Raw genomic sequence first — 15838 nt, 5'->3', positions numbered from 1 at the left:
AAACAAACCATGTCCGTTCCGACCTACGATCAGTTCATCGAGCCCGTCCTGCGTTTTCTCGCCGCCCATCCGGAGGGTGCCACTGCGGGCGAGGCTCACGAAGCAGCTGCCCTGACGCTTGGCCTGAGCGAAGCGCAGCGGCAGGAGACCATCGCCAGCGGCCAGGCCACCTATAAAAACCGCTCAGGCTGGGCGCATGATCGGCTGAAGCGCGCCGGCTATTCCAGCAGCGCAAAGCGTGGCTACTGGCAGCTGACCGACACCGGGCGCGCATTCGCTCAGGCCAACCCTGCCCCATTGAGCGCAGAACTGGTCGAGCATCTAGCTGTGAACTTCATGAGCGTGAAGCTGAAGACAGCGCCGGACGCCGCCTCGCTGGATGAAAGCAACGACACGTCAACGCCGATTGCCCAGACCGACCTCGCCACTAGCAGCCCGCAGGAACGGCTGAACCAAGCCATACTCGAACTGCGTACTAGCGTTGCGGGCGACCTGCTGGACAGCCTGCTGCAAGCGAGCCCGACGCGCTTCGAGCACATCGTACTCGACGTGCTGCACAGCCTTGGCTACGGCGCGAACCGTCAGGCGCTGCAACAAGTCGGCGGCAGTGGCGACGGCGGCATTGACGGCGTGATCTCGCTGGACGCGCTGGGGCTGGAGAAGGTCTACGTGCAGGCCAAGCGCTGGCAGAGCACCGTCGGCCGCCCCGACCTGCAAGCGTTTTATGGCGCCCTGGCCGGGCAGAAAGCCACACGCGGTGTGTTCATCACCACTTCCGGCTACACCGTCCAGGCCGTTGACTTCGCTCGCTCGGTCGAGGGGCTGGTGCTGGTCGACGGCAAACGCCTGGTCAATTTGATGCTCGACCACGAGGTGGGCATCAGCTCGCAGCTTTACAAGGTGCCCAGGCTCGACAGCGATTACTTTGACGAATCACTCGGCTGAGCCGAAGTTGCAGCCCAAATACCTGAGCGCAACTGGGTGTCGCTCCTAAGCACCTTAAATTTAGGGATGAAAGTAGTTATCAAACGCCGTCGGCTACACTTCGACCTAGAATCCTTATAGAGGCTGAGCTCAACAAGCATCATCCACGGGAAGCCAGATTACGCAGCATTCCAAGTGGTATTCCAAGCAATTGGACTCATCAACTATTAGTCAATAAAATCAGCTTTCTACAGGCTTATTTCAGATTACCCCGGCCCACCAACTCTCAACGACAAAGCCCGCCCAGTGCGGGCTTTGTCGCATCAGGGGTTTGGCAATGTGCGCCATTCGCTCTCCATTGGCTCAAGCCTGCCGTCGCTGTTCGTATTCGACGCTACAGGTTTTTGGAGGTGAACGGCCCAGCTTCGGCTCCTTCTCCAATTTGATAAAACTCACTTGGCTGTGAAGCAAATACGCTTGCGGAAATAGCCAAACCACACCCATCCCCTTACCATTCCGCAGCTGGCTGGATGCCTCGCAGAGAAACCCGATCGGCACGTGAAACACTCAATCTGCACAAGGAAGGCAATAAAACATGAGCTTCATCGAAACAATCCAATCCAAGGAAGTCGATATCTACATATCGACGTTCTTCACCATCCTCGGCCTGATTCTGGGAGCCATTCTGGATCGGGTACTGAAAGGCGATTCTCCACAATCCGCCAATCAGCCGGGCCATTCGGTAAACCTGACCTTCAACACGGTGGTCAATCCACCGCCGGGCGTGAACGCCGCCAGCACAAGCCAGGATATGACTCCAGTCATCTGCATGATGATGGTGATTGCCGGGCTGATTTATGTGTTTTTCCGGGCTGAGATACTCAACCTGCTTTCCTGGATCACGCTATTCACCATTTCCCTGTGGGCTGGCGGAACCTTGCATAGCCTTTACCGGGGCTTCTTCGCGGGCATTAAGTGGGTCGTTGCGCTGTTGTTTTGCTTGGCATTTTGCGTGGCCGCGACGTATGTCACCGACGAAGCTTTTATGCCTACCCTGGCGCCGCAAAACTTTCAGTACATCCAGCAGATCATCAATGAGCAGGGCCTGACGGGAATAAAGAAATATTTCGTCCTGCTAGACATGCACTGGTTCCTGCTGCACCTGACAGGCGTAATGCTGTTTATCTATACCAGCATTCGGATGATGTTTTTTTCAACCTACTTCATCGTTGCGGGCGCACATGCCAATAACAACGGCACTCACGAACCATGGCTTTCCAGAAAAACCCGCAAGTACGCCAATCTGCGCAAAAACATCATCTTCATGCCTATCCTGCTGGTTCTCGCGTATCTGCTTACCTCGGGTCTTGCTTTCGACTGGTTCATCCACACGATGCCAAATCAGGTCAATGCGTTGATGAATACGGTGCTGTATGGGCGCTGATATTTTCATCGTGCGTTGAAGATCGACTGTCGGGACATAGACCCGGTCGGCGGAAGCGAGATGAACTTTTCTTCACTACGTCCACCCGACCGATCCCATAAAATCCCCCTGCTCATTCAAGAAACTACGGTTCGCCCGCGCTCCTAGCGGGCTTTTTTTCGCCTCGGCTTCTCCATATCTTGCCGCTCCCCACCATATGCGCGACTCTGCCAGCAGATCCCTCGCCAAGGAGCGCTCGATGCCACTGTTATCCCTGCCCTGCCCGCGCCTGACCCTGGCGATCCTCTCCCCCGATCAGGCCGAGCTCGAAAGCGCTTTTTACCAGCGCAACCTCCGCCACCTGGCGCCGTGGTCGCCCATCCGCACCACCGACTACTTCTCCACCGCCAACATCCGCCGTCGCCTCGAGATCCAGGCCAGTGCTTTCGAAGCCGGGTTAGCCATGCATTTCGCGCTGCTGTCGCCGGACGGTCAGCAGATGATCGGCGCGTGTAATTTCAGCGGGATTATTCGTGGGGCGTTTCAGGCGTGTTATCTGGGTTATCACATCGATGAGGCGCATCAGGGACGGGGTTTGATGCAGGAGGGGCTGCAAGCGGGGATTGGCTATATGTTCGATACGCAGAATCTGCATCGGATCATGGCCAATTACATTCCCGGCAATGAGCGCAGTGCGCGTTTGCTTGAGCGGTTGGGTTTTGAGCGTGAGGGGTATGCGAAGGCGTATCTGAACATTGCCGGGCGTTGGCAGGATCATGTGCTGACGGCGCTGGTCAATCCGGGGTTCGAGGCGCCGGATCAGCGCTGGTCGCGGCGCCTGGGTTGACGTTCAATCCAGGTTTTTCTGAACGCGTTCAGAGCGATACCTCAGGCTGTGCGTTGAAAGCTTTCTGCGTGCTTTTGGCCCGCACCGGTAAATCCAATCGTGCGCGTCCGTAGAAGGCCAATGCCGTCAGTAAACAGGTCAGCCAGACGAAGATGCCGGCCCAGAACGTGTGGGACATGTAGTGCCAGCCCTGCAGGACGCGGGTGGTGCCGTAGACCAAGCCCAGCAGCAGCGAGCCCCACAAGATCGCATTGGAAAAACGCCACTGATGCCGTCGCGCCACGAAATACAGCGCCAGCATGGTGAAGCCACCCGACGCATGGCCGCCCGGCCAGCAACGGCCACTCCCGGCTTCGTGGAACAGTTGGAAATTGCTGTACCACTCGATGTGCGGCATTTTCCCGCCGTACAACGTGGTCTCGATCGGGCAGTAGACGCTGGTGTGGGATTTGAGGAAGTGGATCACGCCCGTGCAGAGCGCAAACGCGATCACGACAAAGAAAAAATCCCTACGGTGATCTGCGGCAAATCGCAGCACTGGTGCGACTCTGCTGCGCTCCAGAAAGGCGCCGAGTCGTGGCCGTTCGTGCGGATTGATCCCTGGCCAGATCAGCGACAGCAGTGCGCCGATCAGCGCGATCTCCGCCGTCCAGTTCGGAATGATCCGCGCCCATTTGTGGGTAAGTTTCTCGAAGAAGTGGATTTTGTCGATCGGGAAGGTTTGGCTCAGTGGGTCGAATAGCAGATTGCTGAAGGCGATGTCGATGTTGTTCATGTCGAACATCAGGAACACCACTGCCGCACAAACCAGCGGAATGCCGAGGTTGTAAGCGTAGAAACGGGATTTCATCGGGTAGTCACCGTGCGCCAGTCGGAGGCTTCAATGAAGCCGAGCATCTTCGGTGCAGCCGGGCTGGCAACGGATATGAACAAGGACGCGCCGTACCCCATGTTCGAGGCTGGCACTTTCAGGTCTTTTTCGATCTGCGCCATGCACTCGCTGTGGGTCACCAGAACCAGGTTACGCCCGGGGACCTTGTGCGCCAGGGCATCCTGCAACATGCGGCCTCTGCAGTTGATCAACCAGTCATCGCCACTGGCGGCATGGTTGAACATATAGCCGGCCGTCTGCACGGTGCGCATTGACGGGCTGTTATAGATGTCGGCGTCGGTCAGGCCCAGTTGTTCGAACCGAGCACCGACTGCCACTGCGACACTGCGCGAGCGGTCGGTGATGCCGTCACTGCCGCTCAGGCACGCAGCTTTGGAATGATCGCAACGTTCGACGTGGCGCACCAGCACGATCATGTCGCCCTTGGCCCACCCCGCCGCCAAAGCTTGTGCACCCGCCTGATTACCGTGGGCCAGGTCCGGCACGGCATTTGGCGCCAGCAACCACAGGGTCAGCGGGATCACTAAAATCGATGCCGCCAGCACCACCCATGCATCGCGAAAACGCGCCAGACCGCTCAGATCGATCGAGCGTTTGACGCCGAACAGACTCAGTCTCAATTCCACAAAAACCGCCTCGCCACTCTGCATCACAGGTCATTCGATGCGGCGAAACTACAGAGGCGCGCGTGGGCAGTCAGTGAAACCCATGTGAAAAAGTCCTTGGGATTCGTTGCTTCGTGGACTGTCAGACAAAAATCCTTTCAGCTCTCGGGTTTGCGGCCGATACAGACCTGCTAACACCCCTGCTGGCTCAAAAGAACAACAATCTTCCAGCTTAACTGACGACCAAGAAACCCAACGTTTCTGGAGGATTTGCATGAATAGCTGGTTCGGTAACATCAGCGTGAACATGAAACTCGGCCTGGGCTTCGGCCTGGTGCTGGCCCTGACCTGCATTCTGGCGCTGACCGGCTGGACCAGCCTCGGTGGCCTGATCGACCGCAGCAACTGGATGAGCGACATCACCCAGCTCAACGCGGGCCTGACCAAACTGCGCGTGGTGCGCTTGCAATACATGCTGACCAATGGCGACGAAACCGCTGCGCAGAATGTGCAGACCACCCTGGAAAGCTTCGCCGCGCAGCAGCAGGCGCTGATCAGCAAATTCAAGAGTCCGGAGAACGTCAAACTGCTCAAGCAGCAGGCCGCGACCATCGCTGAATACCAGACCTCGCTGAACAAAATGCGCAACGCCTATCGCACCGGCAACAGCGCGCGCGACACCATGAGCGTCAATGCCCAGACTGCGTACAACCTGATCGAATCGATCAGCCAGCGCGTGCAGCAGATGGAGATGAGCGATCAGCGTTTCGAGCAGTTCCAGGCGGTTACTGCGGCCAAGGAAGCGTTCATCCTCGCGCGCTATGAAGTGCGTGGTTACACCGCGACCAGCAACGCCGAGACCGAGCAGAAAGCAGTCGGCCAGATCGACGCGGCCATCGCCAGTCTCAAGCCACTGAACACACAATTTGCCGCGACTCAGCAGGATGCCCTGCGCCAATTGGAAACTGCGCTGAGCAGCTATCGCAGCGCGTTGATGGCGTACAAGAACGCCAACACCGATGCGGTGCAGGCGCGTAAGGAAATGACTGATCAGGGCACCACTATCGTCGCCCTGAGCGAGCAGCTGTACCAGATCCAGCTTGATCGCCGTGATGCTGAAAGTGCCCAGGCGCGCACCTTCCAGTTGATCAGCACGTTGCTGGCGCTGCTGGTTGGCGTGATTGCTGCGGTAATCATCACCCGTCAGATTACCCGCCCGTTGCAGGAAACCCTGGCCGTGGTCGAGCGTATTGCCAGCGGCGACCTGACTCAGAACGTCACCGTTACCCGTCGCGACGAACTCGGCGTGTTGCAGCAAGGCATCGCGCGCATGGGCGTGACCCTGCGTGATTTGATCAGTGGCATCCGCGACGGCGTCACTCAGATCGCCAGCGCCGCCGAAGAGTTGTCAGCTGTAACCGAACAGACCAGCGCCGGCGTGAACAGCCAGAAAGTCGAGACCGATCAGGTCGCCACGGCCATGCACGAAATGACTGCCACGGTGCAGGAAGTTGCGCGCAATGCTGAGGAAGCGTCGCAAGCCGCTGCCGCTGCGGATGGTGAGGCCCGTGAAGGCGACAAGGTTGTGAATGAGGCCATCGCGCAGATCGAGCGTCTGGCCAGCGAAGTGGTGCGCTCGACCGAAGCGATGAGCGTGCTGCAACAGGAAAGCGACAAGATTGGTAGCGTCATGGACGTGATCAAGGCAGTTGCCGAACAGACCAACCTGCTCGCACTCAACGCCGCGATTGAAGCGGCACGTGCCGGTGAAGCCGGGCGTGGGTTTGCCGTGGTTGCGGATGAGGTGCGCGGTTTGGCTCAACGCACGCAGAAATCCACCGAGGAAATCGAAGGTCTGGTCGCCGGGCTGCAGAACGGCACCCAGCAGGTTTCGGCGGTGATGAACAACAGCCGCGCGCTGACCGACAGCAGCGTCGCCCTGACGCGCAAGGCCGGCGCCTCGCTGGAAAACATCACCCGCACGGTGTCGAACATCCAGTCGATGAACCAGCAGATCGCCGCCGCTGCTGAGCAGCAAAGCGCCGTGGCAGAAGAGATCAGTCGCAGCATCATCAACGTCCGCGACGTGTCCGAGCAGACCGCAGCGGCGAGTGATGAGACGGCAGCGTCGAGTGTTGAGCTTGCGCGGTTGGGTGGTCAGTTGCAGCAGATGGTCAGCCACTTCCGCGTTTGATTTTGGTTTTGCGCTGAGGCTGAAATCGAATCGCGGGCAAGCCCGCTCCCACAGGTTTTCGTGGTCGACCACTGTTGATGTGTTCACCCCGATAACTGTGGGAGCGGGCTTGCCCGCGATGGCGGTGGGTCAGTCAAATCAACAGTGTCTGACACTCCGTATTCGCGAGCAGGCTCGCTCCCACATTTGGATGTGTGTGGGTCACAGGATTTGAGCACACCGCGGATCCCTTGTGGGAGCGGGCTTGCCCGCGAAGGCGGTGGATCAGCCAAATCAACAGTGCCTGACACTCCGTCTTCGCGAGCAGGCTCGCTCCCACATTTGGATTTGTGTGGGTCACAGGATTTGAGCACACCGCAGATCCCTTGTGGGAGCGGGCTTGCCCGCGATGGCGGTGGGTCAATCAAATCAAAGTTGCCTGACACTGCGCCTTCGCGAGCAGGCTCGCTCCCACATTGGATTTGTGTGGCTCACTGGATTTTGAGCACACCGCAATACCCCTGTGGGAGCGGGCTTGCCCGCGATGGCGGTGGGTCAGTCAAATCAACATTGCCTGACGCTGCGCCTTCGCGAGCAGGCTCGCTCCCACATTGGATTTGTGTGCCACGCTGGATTTTGATCCCGTCGCATAATTCCTGTGGGAGCGAGCCTGCTCGCGAATGCGGTTTAAATGACAGAGCAGATTTTCAGACCTGCCACGGATTGATCACTTCAATCCCGGAAAACTCGAAATCCCGGACATTGCGCGTAGCAATCGCGGCTCCACGACCTCGGCAGATCGCTGCGATTTGCGCATCGGCCATTGCAATCCCCCGCCCCTTCGCCTCTGCATCGGCTACCAGCGTCGCGTACTCGACGGCTGCGTGGGCATCGAATGGCAAAATCCGCCCGGCAAAATCCTCTTCAAACATTGCCAAAGCGTGGGCCTGGAGTTTTTGTTTGCGCTTGCCGGAAGGTAATCGAGCGATGCCGTGCAGTATCTCCGCCACGGTGATTGCGCTGATGGCGAGGTCCATGGCCGGTTGCGCATCCACCCAAGCCAACACTTGAGCCTCGGGTTCGATACGCATGAATTCGGATAGAACGTTGGTATCGAGCACTATCATTCAGAAAAGTCCACCCCGGGCGGTTTTTCTGCACGCGCAGGCAGATCGAGCTCGGCTCCGCCCTCGGCGCTGAAACGCTGGTGGATCCGACTGCCGAGCCCTCCGGCACGATCAACCCTGGTGAGCGCTCGGCCCAGAATCAGCCGAGCCTCTTCTTCCATGGAATGTCCATTGTGTGCAGCGGTAATGCGCAACTGCTCCTTGAGCTTCTCGTCAAGGTTTCGAATGGTGATGCTGGCCATGTCGCCCTCCTGCAATCAATGAAATCATTGATTGCAGGCTAGCATATTCAGGTCTGAAAGGAGTGAGGCTTAGCCGAACGGCACCGTCGGCACCGGCACTCCGCAATACCCCCGTGGGAGCGGGCTTGCTCGCGAAAGCGGTGGACCATTCAAACGATCATTGACTGCCACTCCGCCTTCGCGAGCAGGCTCGCTCCCACGGGGGTCTTGGGTGTCAGTACTATTCGGGATACCCGGTGATTTTGCGGATGCTTTGATACAGCGGTTTGAGCTGCCGGTACATGCGCAAATACACCTCTCTGTACAACTGCTCATAAACCTTCTGCGCCTCAGGCTGCGGTGTAAAAACCGCTCCAACCCGAGTCATCGCCGCTATGGCCGATGGAAAATCCCTGTGCATTCCCAACCCCACCGCACAGCAAATCGCCGCCCCCAATCCCGACGCTTCATACACATGCGGGCGCTCTGCCGGTAGGCCGAAGATGTTGGCGGTCAGTTGCATGGCGGCGTCACTTTGTGAGCCGCCGCCGGCGACGCGCAGGCGTTTGATCGAGACTTTTGAGCGTCGCTCGATGCTCTCCATGCCCTGGCGCAGCGCGTAGGCCAGGCCTTCGAGAATCGCCCGGTAGATGTGCGCGCGGGTGTGTACGTCGCCGAAGCCGATCATCGCGCCCTTGGCTTCCACGCCCGGTTCGCGGATGCCCGGTGACCAGTAGGGTTGCAGCATCAAACCCATCGAGCCCGGCGGCACCGCGTCGACCAGTGCGTCGAACAGTTGCTCCGGTTCAATGCCCTGCTCTTTTGCCTGCTGCATTTCGCGCAGGCCGAATTCGTTCTTGAACCAGCTGACCATCCAGTAGCCGCGATAGATCATCACTTCGCAGTTGTACTGATCGGGCACGGCCGAGGGGTATGGCGGGATCAGCGGGACGATTTCCAGGTAGCGCGAGCGGGTGCTGGTGATGGTCGCGGTGGTGCCGTAGGACAGGCACACGGTGCGCGCATCGACCACGCCGGAACCGATCACTTCGCACGCCTTGTCGGCGCCAGCGGCAATCAGCGGCAGGCCTTCGGGAATGCCGGTGTGGCGCGCGGCTTCGGCCGTGATGCAGCCGAGGGTTTCGCCCGGTTTGTGCAGGGTCGGCAACTGCTGCGGACGTACCGCCAGTGCCTGCCATTTCCAGTCGCGCGGTGCCGCCCATTTCAGCCGTTTGAAGTCGAAGGGCAGATAGCCGACGCAACAGCCGATGGAGTCGACGAAGCGCCCGCACAAGCGATGGGTGAGGAAGCCTGAAAGCAGTAAATACTTGTCGGTCGCCGCCCACACTCCGGGCTGATGCCGAGCGATCCAGTTGGCCTCGGCCTGGGCGCGGAAATAATCCACCGTGGCTTGGGCACCGACCATTTTGAACAGCCAGCCCCACCGCCCTTTGATGCCGCCCTCGACCTCAGCCTGACGTTGATCGAGCCAGACAATCGCTGCGCGCAGCGGTTTGCCCTCGGCGTCCACGTTGATCACGGTGCCGCGCTGGGTGGTCAGGGACACGCCGGCAATCTGCGCACGGTCGATGCCAGTCTGCTGCCAGAGTTGCTGACACGCCTCGCCAAGCTTCGCCCAGTAATACTCCGGATCCTGCTCGGCCCAACCGGGTTGCGTCGAGTAGTACGCCTGCAGATCGACTTTGCCTTTGCCGAGCAGATTGCCCTGCAGATCGAAGAGCAATGCGCGCACGCTCTGGGTGCCGTTGTCGATCGCCAATAGGTATTTCATGGCGTGATCTCCGGCAAGCCGTGATCGCGCAGCCACAGCAAACGGTAGCGCTGGATTTCCGCTTGCCAGCGTTCATCGCCCCAGGCCAATCGTGGCTGGCAGAGCGTGCGAATCGCGGGCAGATAGTCCTCGCCACCGCGCGGCAGCAACAGGCCCAAACGGCTGCGGCGCAGCAGCAAATCATCCAGGTGCAGAATCATTTCCGCCTCGCAGGCGAACGCCAATTCTGCCCACAACGTATCGCTGGCGCCAACCGTTTCCAGACCGAGTTCGCCGAGCAATTGCGCCAGCCTCGGCAGGTCTCGACCGTGACGTCCGGCCAAGCGTTGCCACTGACTGCCGCTCAGTCCCGCGATTGTCAGCGGCGGCACAGCGGCGAACACCGGCGCGCCGTCATCGACAAAAGAACGCCCGAGCATCACCGCACACGCCTTGAGCACTTCGATCGCTTGCGGGCGAAATGTGGTCAGTTTGCCGCCGGCCAACGTCACACAACCGGGCTCCTGCCACAGCACATGTTCGCGGGTTTCGTTCGATGGTTTGCCCTGCTGCGCACCCGCCGCGCTGCCGACCACCGGACGCACGCCTGACCAGGTCGACAGCACGTCGTCGACGCCCACTTCGGCACGGGGAAATTGCTGCTGGCACGCGGCGAGCAGATAGTCGAGTTCGTCGCTGGAAATGCGCGCGCTGTGGTCGAGGTCTTCGCGGTGATCGAGGTCCGTGGTGCCGACCACCGTCGCGCCTTCCCACGGAAACACGAACACCGGGCGCCGGTCGCGCTGATGCAGAAAAGTGAACGCCTGCGCCACTGGCAAACGCCAGCCCGGCAGCAACAGATGACTACCGCGCAACGGGCGCAATTGCTTCGCAGCGTCAGCGGGACGGAGACGCTCAGCCCATGCGCCCGTGGCCACGGCCAACACAGCGGAGCGCAATTGCAGCGTCGCGCCCCCCTCGCCATCTTCGATCTGAACCCCGCACACGCGCCCGCCTTCACGCAGCAGTTGCGTGACCCGCACACCGCTGACAATCACCGCGCCGTCAGCCCGGGCCTCGCGCAGTACGCGCATCACCAGTCGCGCGTCATCGGTCAGCGCATCGACAAAACAGCTGCCGCCGAGCAGGCCGTTTTCCTTCACCCCCGGCGCGAGAAAACGCAGTTGCTGGGCGTCATGAAAACGATGGTTGCGCCGCCCCGCCAGCGCGTCGTAAACCGAGAGCAAGCCGCCCATCACGCGCGGCCCGGGAAAGCCGCCGCGATAGTGCGGCATCATGAAACTCATCGGCTCGACCAGCCCCGGCGCCTCGTCGAGCAGGCGCTGGCGCTCGCGCACCGAATCGCGGGTCAGGCGCCACTGGCCCTTGGCGATGTAACGCAAACCGCCGTGGACCATTTTCGATGATCGGCTGGAGGTACCCCAGGCAAAATCGCGCTGCTCCAGCAGCAGACAGCGCCAGCCCCGGCGCGCGGCTTCGCGGACGATCCCGGCGCCGCTGATGCCGCCGCCGATGACGATCAGGTCCCAGGTGTCATCCGCCAGCGTCGGCAGAATCTGCTCGCGCCACTGCGCGTTCCATTCCGCCGTCATGGCCGCGACTCTGGCAAAAGCGTGCCCGGGTTGAGGCGCCCTTCCGGGTCGAAATGTTCGCTCAGCGCCTGCAACGTCTGCATCGCCAGCGGGCCTTTTTCGCGCAGCAGATACGGTGCGTGATCCTTGCCGACGCCATGCTGATGGCTGATGGTGCCGTGGTTGTCGACGATGGTCTGGCTGGCCGCGTGTTTGAGCATCCGCCAGCGCGCCAGCGTCGCCGCATAGTCCGCTGCCGGGCGAAACACGTAAGTGGTGTAAATGCTCGAGCCTTCGCCGTAAACGTGCGAGAGATGAGTGAAGACATGCACGCGTTCGCCCTCGGCGGCCAACGCGTCGCGCAGGCTGTTTTCGATCAGGCTGAGCAAGTGGTCGACGTTGCTCCAGTCGGTGGCCGTTTCGAGGGTGTCGACCACGTAACCAGCGTTCCACAGGTTCTCGCGCAGGTAGGGAAAACGGAAGCGGTTCTGCGCCCACTTCTTCCCCAGCAGGGTGCCGGTGAACACGCCGCCGAAGGCTTTCAGATGTTGGCGCGCGTGTTTCAGTGACAGTGCGTTTTGCTGGCGATTGCCGGTCACACCGAAGGTCAACAGACATTTGCCGTCGCCGGCACCGCGCAGCTTGAGGTACTTTTCCAGCCAGGCGATCTGTTGCGGATGGCCGGCCAGCGCCAGTTGCGTTTCGGTTTCCACCGCGTTGGACAGACGCAGCATCGACAGCGGTACACGCGCCTGCGCCAGTTGGCGGATCGCTTGCAACGCCTGCGGACAGTCGGGCAGGAACACACCGTAGAAACGTTCGTCCGCCGGCAACGCACTGACCCGCACCTTGACCTCGGAAATGATCCCGAAACGGCCCTCGCAACCGAGCACCATTTCACGCAGATCCGGTCCAGCCGCCGACGCCGGAAACGTCGGAATCTGCAGAGGCCCGGCGAAGGTTTCCAGGGTGCCACCGGCAAACAATTGCTCGATCCGCCCGTAGCGCAACGACTGCTGGCCGCTGGAGCGACTGGCCACCCAACCGCCCAGCGTCGACAGCTCCCACGACTGCGGAAAATGCCCCAGCGTGTAGCCGCGCGCGCGCAATTGGCTTTCCACTTGCGGCCCGCTGGCGCCGGGGCCGAATGTCGCCAGCAGGCTGTGTTCGTCGAGGTCGGTCAGGCGATTCATCCGCGCCAGCGACACCGTCAGCACCGGGCGTGCGGAGTTTGGCGGGTTGATGTGCCCCGCCACCGATGTGCCGCCGCCGTAGGGAATCAGGCACAGGTCCTGATCATGGGCGAGCGCCAGCAATTGGCGGATCTGCTCGGCGCTTTCGGGAAACGCCACAGCATCGGGATACGTACCCAACGCGCCTTCGCGCAACGCCAACCAATCCGGCAGGCTCTGGCCGCGCGCGTGCAGCAGGCGATCGTGAGTGTCGACGCTGTACAAGCGGTGCGGCACCAAGCGCGAGGTCGGCACTTGCGCCAACGCTGCCGCCAAGGTCGCATCGGGCAATGCCCGGCCAGCGCCCAAGCGTTCGTGGAGAAATGTCGTGCCCTGGGCCGGCAGTTCGACCACCGTGCCTGCCTCTCCCCAACCGTTCCAGCGTCGCATGCGTGTGTCCTTTTTCTGCCGTCGGATCAAGCTTGCATACTAGTCAGCGCTGGAGATCTGTCACGGTCGCATCCGGCCAGATCCTGTAGCCAATGGCGCCAAACGTCCGGGCATTTACTTTCGCCGGGCAATCCACTTACCTTGCGGCATTCATTCGCTCACGCGCCGTCGATCAAAGGACCGCGACCATGCCATCGCTCGGCTTCACCTCCGTTCCGCCGTTGCTCAAATACCTGCGTCATGCCGAACAGTTGGGCATGGCCATCGAGCCTGCGTTGGCGGCGGCCGGGTTGCAGGCGCAGCAGTTGAGCGACAACACCTTGCGCCTGCCGGGTGAGGTTCACGAGCGCTTGCTGGATTATTTCTGCGAGCACTCGGGCGATGGGTTGTTCGGGCTGCATGCAGCGAATTTCGTCCTGCCCAACTCGTGGAGCGTGCTCGGTTACATCACCATGAATTGCGCTACGTTGGGCGATGCGATGAGCCGGATCATGCCGTTTGAAAAACTCGTCGGCGATATGGGCGTCAGCCGCGCCGAGGTGCAGGGCGAGCACGTGCATCTGATCTGGGCCTGCCGTTACCAGCGGCCACGGATTCGTCGACATCTGGTGGAAAACGTGCTCGGTTCGTGGCTGCACTACGCGCGCTGGATCGCCGACACGCAGCTGTCGCCGGCCTGCGTATGGCTGGAGCATGCGCGGCCGGACGAGGTGACGCAGGCCGAGTACGAGGCGTTTTTCGGTTGCCCGGTGCGGTTCGATCAGGCGTATTCGGCGCTAGTGGTGCCGCTGGCTTATTTGCAGCTGCCGCTGCGCCAGGCCGATGCGCAATTGCTGCGAACGCTGGAAGAACACGCGATGGGTTTGCTGGCGACGCTGGAAGATGCGTCGCTGGCGCAACAGGTGAAGAACATCCTGCGCGGTTTGCTCAAGGAGGGCTTGCCGCGCAAGGAGCAAGTGGCCGAACAGCTCAGCGTCTCGGTGCGCACGTTGCAGCGGCAGTTGCAGCAGGCTGGGACGTCGTATCAGCAGATTCTCGATGAGCTGCGTCAGGAGTTGGCGGAGCACTATTTGCTCAACAGCACGTTGCCGATTCAGGACATTGCGCAGTATCTGGGCTTCACCGAACCGCGCTCGTTTCATCGCACCTTCAAGAGCTGGCGCGGGATGCCACCGGGGGAGTTTCGGTTGCGGAATCGGCGGTGATGCTGATGGCCTCTTCGCGAGCAGGCTCGCTCCCACAGTAGTTCTCGGTTGTCTGCATTTCCGAGTTCACCGCAGACCCCTTGTGGGAGCGAGCCTGCTCGCGAAGGCGTCATTCGCCACACCGATTAAACACGTCTTGGCACAACTGTTTAAAGCGACACGGCATTCAGCGAAACCACCCACAATTCCTTGCGCCGCTGCCTACGCCTGCGCCAGAATCCGCCGGCTTGTGCGCCTTGGGGCCTGCCGGTAACTTGATTCGGTCACTGATTTCTCAGTGATCGAGCTTAGCGGCTCGGACAGCATTCCGGTTGTACAAGTCCAATCCAGTCAGGCTCACGCCTGCACTCGATGGTGGCTGTGCGCATGGCATCTTCGGATGCACCGGGTTGAATGCTTACCGGTCCGCTAACTTGCGCACAGCTGCCTCCCTTTGCTTAGCGGCGAAACGGATGCAGCTTCATAAGAGGCAAGCATTCATGTTCAAAGTAACCCCAAACCCGCCAACCACCGACCCGGCATCTCCCTACGAATCCGCCGATTCGAAATTCCACGAAGCCGCCGACCGCGCCCTCGACCATTACCTCGGCCCATCCAGCGCCGAATTCATGGCCCCGCCCTACAAACCCAACACGCTGTACATGGCCAATCCCGAGGCCGACAACGAATCGCTGCTGGCCGACGCCTGCGAAACTTTGGGGTCGGCGACGGTGATGCTCAACGATCAGGCGGGGCTGGTGAACGGCTCGCAGCGCAAGACGTTGCAGGGCATTGCGCAGATTGTGATGGTCGCGGAGATGGCAGTGAATCGGGTGCTGGATCGGTTGGTGCCGACGGAGTGAGGTGAGCGCCCGCAAGTTACTGATGCCTGCGGGCAACCCCAGGAGGTCAGGTCGCGCTAGGCGTTCAAGTCAAAGACTGATCGCATTGGTAAACACCAACCGATTGCCAAACGGATCAGCAATGGTCATGTCCTGACTGCCCCACGGCATTGCCTGAATCTGCGGATGCGAGAACGTGTAGTCCTTGGCCATCAGTTGCTGCTGAAATGCCTCCAGCTCATCAGTCTCGATACGCAACGCCGAACCGGGGCAGGCATCGCCGTGATGCTCGGACAGATGCAGCACACACTCGCCCCGCGACACCTGCAGATACAGCGGAAAATTCGCCTCGAAGCGATGCTGCCAGTCGATCTTGAAACCGAGAAAATCCACGTAAAACTCGACAGCCTTGGCCTCATCGAAGATCCGCAGGATCGGGGTGGTTTTGCCGAAGCTCATGGGGTGCTCCCTGACTGAATGGCCCCGCAGTGTAGACGGGGTGGATGTCAGGAGTTCGGCTCATTGATCGCTTTCTTTAATCGCACAGTGCCACTACGAGACCTAGATCAAAAGATCGCAGCCTTCGGCAGCTCCTACATTGGAATGCGATCTCTG

At 60.4% G+C, this 15838-nt stretch carries 14 protein-coding genes and 1 pseudogene; 7 read left to right on the top strand and 8 right to left on the bottom strand.

The genetic code is table 11. From position 1 onward, the window contains the following. Positions 1–9: 9 nt before the first annotated feature. The 3 genes from AC4IHP_RS15800 (at position 10) to rimJ (ending at position 3194) form a co-directional block, all read left to right on the top strand. Complete coding sequence (locus tag AC4IHP_RS15800) at positions 10–945, top strand: restriction endonuclease (RefSeq protein ID WP_107321835.1); 936 nt, start codon at positions 10–12, stop codon at positions 943–945. Between the two features lie 574 nt (positions 946–1519). Then, positions 1520–2368 (top strand): hypothetical protein, encoded by an 849-nt coding sequence (locus tag AC4IHP_RS15795; RefSeq protein WP_490832129.1) that lies wholly within the window; start codon positions 1520–1522, stop codon positions 2366–2368. A 238-nt stretch (positions 2369–2606) separates the two neighbouring features. Then, positions 2607–3194 (top strand): ribosomal protein S5-alanine N-acetyltransferase, encoded by a 588-nt coding sequence (gene rimJ / locus AC4IHP_RS15790; RefSeq protein WP_137215548.1) that lies wholly within the window; start codon positions 2607–2609, stop codon positions 3192–3194. A 28-nt stretch (positions 3195–3222) separates the two neighbouring features. Here rimJ and AC4IHP_RS15785 read toward each other — a convergent pair whose 3' ends face one another. Next, positions 3223–4044: a phosphatase PAP2 family protein gene (locus tag AC4IHP_RS15785; RefSeq protein ID WP_490832128.1), complete on the bottom strand. Its 822-nt coding sequence runs from the start codon at positions 4042–4044 to the stop codon at positions 3223–3225. Beyond that, complete coding sequence (gene pmrG / locus AC4IHP_RS15780) at positions 4041–4712, bottom strand: lipopolysaccharide core heptose(II)-phosphate phosphatase PmrG (RefSeq protein ID WP_460123824.1); 672 nt, start codon at positions 4710–4712, stop codon at positions 4041–4043. Before pmrG ends, AC4IHP_RS15785 begins: the two co-directional genes overlap by 4 nt. A 253-nt stretch (positions 4713–4965) precedes the next feature. Here pmrG and AC4IHP_RS15775 point away from each other — a divergent pair. After that, positions 4966–5979: pseudogene (locus AC4IHP_RS15775) on the top strand (methyl-accepting chemotaxis protein); the annotation flags it as partial. A gap of 42 nt (positions 5980–6021) precedes the next feature. Then, entirely contained in the window at positions 6022–6885 is an 864-nt protein-coding gene (locus tag AC4IHP_RS15770) for a methyl-accepting chemotaxis protein (protein ID WP_370593494.1), read from the top strand. Positions 6886–7571: 686 nt separating this feature from the next. Here AC4IHP_RS15770 and AC4IHP_RS15765 read toward each other — a convergent pair. The 5 genes from AC4IHP_RS15765 to AC4IHP_RS15745 form a co-directional block, all read right to left on the bottom strand. After that, entirely contained in the window at positions 7572–7991 is a 420-nt protein-coding gene (locus AC4IHP_RS15765) for a type II toxin-antitoxin system VapC family toxin (protein WP_329515770.1), read from the bottom strand. Continuing rightward, entirely contained in the window at positions 7988–8233 is a 246-nt protein-coding gene (locus AC4IHP_RS15760) for a FitA-like ribbon-helix-helix domain-containing protein (protein ID WP_490832127.1), read from the bottom strand. The genes AC4IHP_RS15765 and AC4IHP_RS15760 overlap by 4 nt, the downstream gene beginning before the upstream one ends. A gap of 220 nt (positions 8234–8453) precedes the next feature. After that, a complete protein-coding gene (locus AC4IHP_RS15755; RefSeq protein WP_490832126.1) occupies positions 8454–10004 on the bottom strand; it encodes an FGGY-family carbohydrate kinase in 1551 nt (516 codons plus the stop codon). Beyond that, positions 10001–11596 (bottom strand): glycerol-3-phosphate dehydrogenase/oxidase, encoded by a 1596-nt coding sequence (locus AC4IHP_RS15750; RefSeq protein WP_490832125.1) that lies wholly within the window; start codon positions 11594–11596, stop codon positions 10001–10003. The genes AC4IHP_RS15755 and AC4IHP_RS15750 overlap by 4 nt, the downstream gene beginning before the upstream one ends. Beyond that, a complete protein-coding gene (locus AC4IHP_RS15745; protein WP_490832124.1) occupies positions 11593–13197 on the bottom strand; it encodes an FAD-binding oxidoreductase in 1605 nt (534 codons plus the stop codon). Before AC4IHP_RS15745 ends, AC4IHP_RS15750 begins: the two co-directional genes overlap by 4 nt. A 188-nt stretch (positions 13198–13385) precedes the next feature. On the opposite strand from AC4IHP_RS15745, the gene gliR reads away from it, so the two are divergent. Continuing rightward, positions 13386–14402, top strand: a complete 1017-nt coding sequence (gliR, locus tag AC4IHP_RS15740) for an AraC family transcriptional regulator GliR (protein ID WP_490832123.1) — start codon at positions 13386–13388, stop codon at positions 14400–14402. 479 nt (positions 14403–14881) lie between these two features. Continuing rightward, positions 14882–15244, top strand: coding sequence for a DUF6124 family protein (locus AC4IHP_RS15735; RefSeq protein WP_490832122.1), 363 nt, complete (start codon positions 14882–14884; stop codon positions 15242–15244). Positions 15245–15313: 69 nt separating this feature from the next. Here the strand turns inward: AC4IHP_RS15735 and AC4IHP_RS15730 are convergent, their stop codons facing one another. Next, entirely contained in the window at positions 15314–15682 is a 369-nt protein-coding gene (locus AC4IHP_RS15730) for a glyoxalase superfamily protein (RefSeq protein ID WP_042608820.1), read from the bottom strand. Positions 15683–15838 lie beyond the last annotated feature (156 nt).

This window comes from Pseudomonas sp. UF-293, from assembly GCF_058245595.1.
Note: the sequence above shows the minus strand (reverse complement) of the source record. Positions and strands in the feature narration are given on the sequence as shown.

Bases quoted from the DNA above. Each gene is read 5' to 3' on its own strand.
- gliR (WP_490832123.1), top strand. From the start codon at position 13,386: ATGCCATCGCTCGGCTTCACCTCCGTTCCGCCGTTGCTCAAATACCTG.
- AC4IHP_RS15800 (WP_107321835.1), top strand. From the start codon at position 10: ATGTCCGTTCCGACCTACGATCAGTTCATCGAGCCCGTCCTGCGTTTT.
- AC4IHP_RS15795 (WP_490832129.1), top strand. From the start codon at position 1,520: ATGAGCTTCATCGAAACAATCCAATCCAAGGAAGTCGATATCTACATA.
- AC4IHP_RS15765 (WP_329515770.1), bottom strand. From the start codon at position 7,991: ATGATAGTGCTCGATACCAACGTTCTATCCGAATTCATGCGTATCGAA.
- AC4IHP_RS15730 (WP_042608820.1), bottom strand. From the start codon at position 15,682: ATGAGCTTCGGCAAAACCACCCCGATCCTGCGGATCTTCGATGAGGCC.
- AC4IHP_RS15785 (WP_490832128.1), bottom strand. From the start codon at position 4,044: ATGAAATCCCGTTTCTACGCTTACAACCTCGGCATTCCGCTGGTTTGT.
- AC4IHP_RS15760 (WP_490832127.1), bottom strand. From the start codon at position 8,233: ATGGCCAGCATCACCATTCGAAACCTTGACGAGAAGCTCAAGGAGCAG.
- AC4IHP_RS15750 (WP_490832125.1), bottom strand. From the start codon at position 11,596: ATGACGGCGGAATGGAACGCGCAGTGGCGCGAGCAGATTCTGCCGACG.
- AC4IHP_RS15770 (WP_370593494.1), top strand. From the start codon at position 6,022: ATGGGCGTGACCCTGCGTGATTTGATCAGTGGCATCCGCGACGGCGTC.
- rimJ (WP_137215548.1), top strand. From the start codon at position 2,607: ATGCCACTGTTATCCCTGCCCTGCCCGCGCCTGACCCTGGCGATCCTC.
- AC4IHP_RS15735 (WP_490832122.1), top strand. From the start codon at position 14,882: ATGTTCAAAGTAACCCCAAACCCGCCAACCACCGACCCGGCATCTCCC.
- AC4IHP_RS15755 (WP_490832126.1), bottom strand. From the start codon at position 10,004: ATGAAATACCTATTGGCGATCGACAACGGCACCCAGAGCGTGCGCGCA.
- AC4IHP_RS15745 (WP_490832124.1), bottom strand. From the start codon at position 13,197: ATGCGACGCTGGAACGGTTGGGGAGAGGCAGGCACGGTGGTCGAACTG.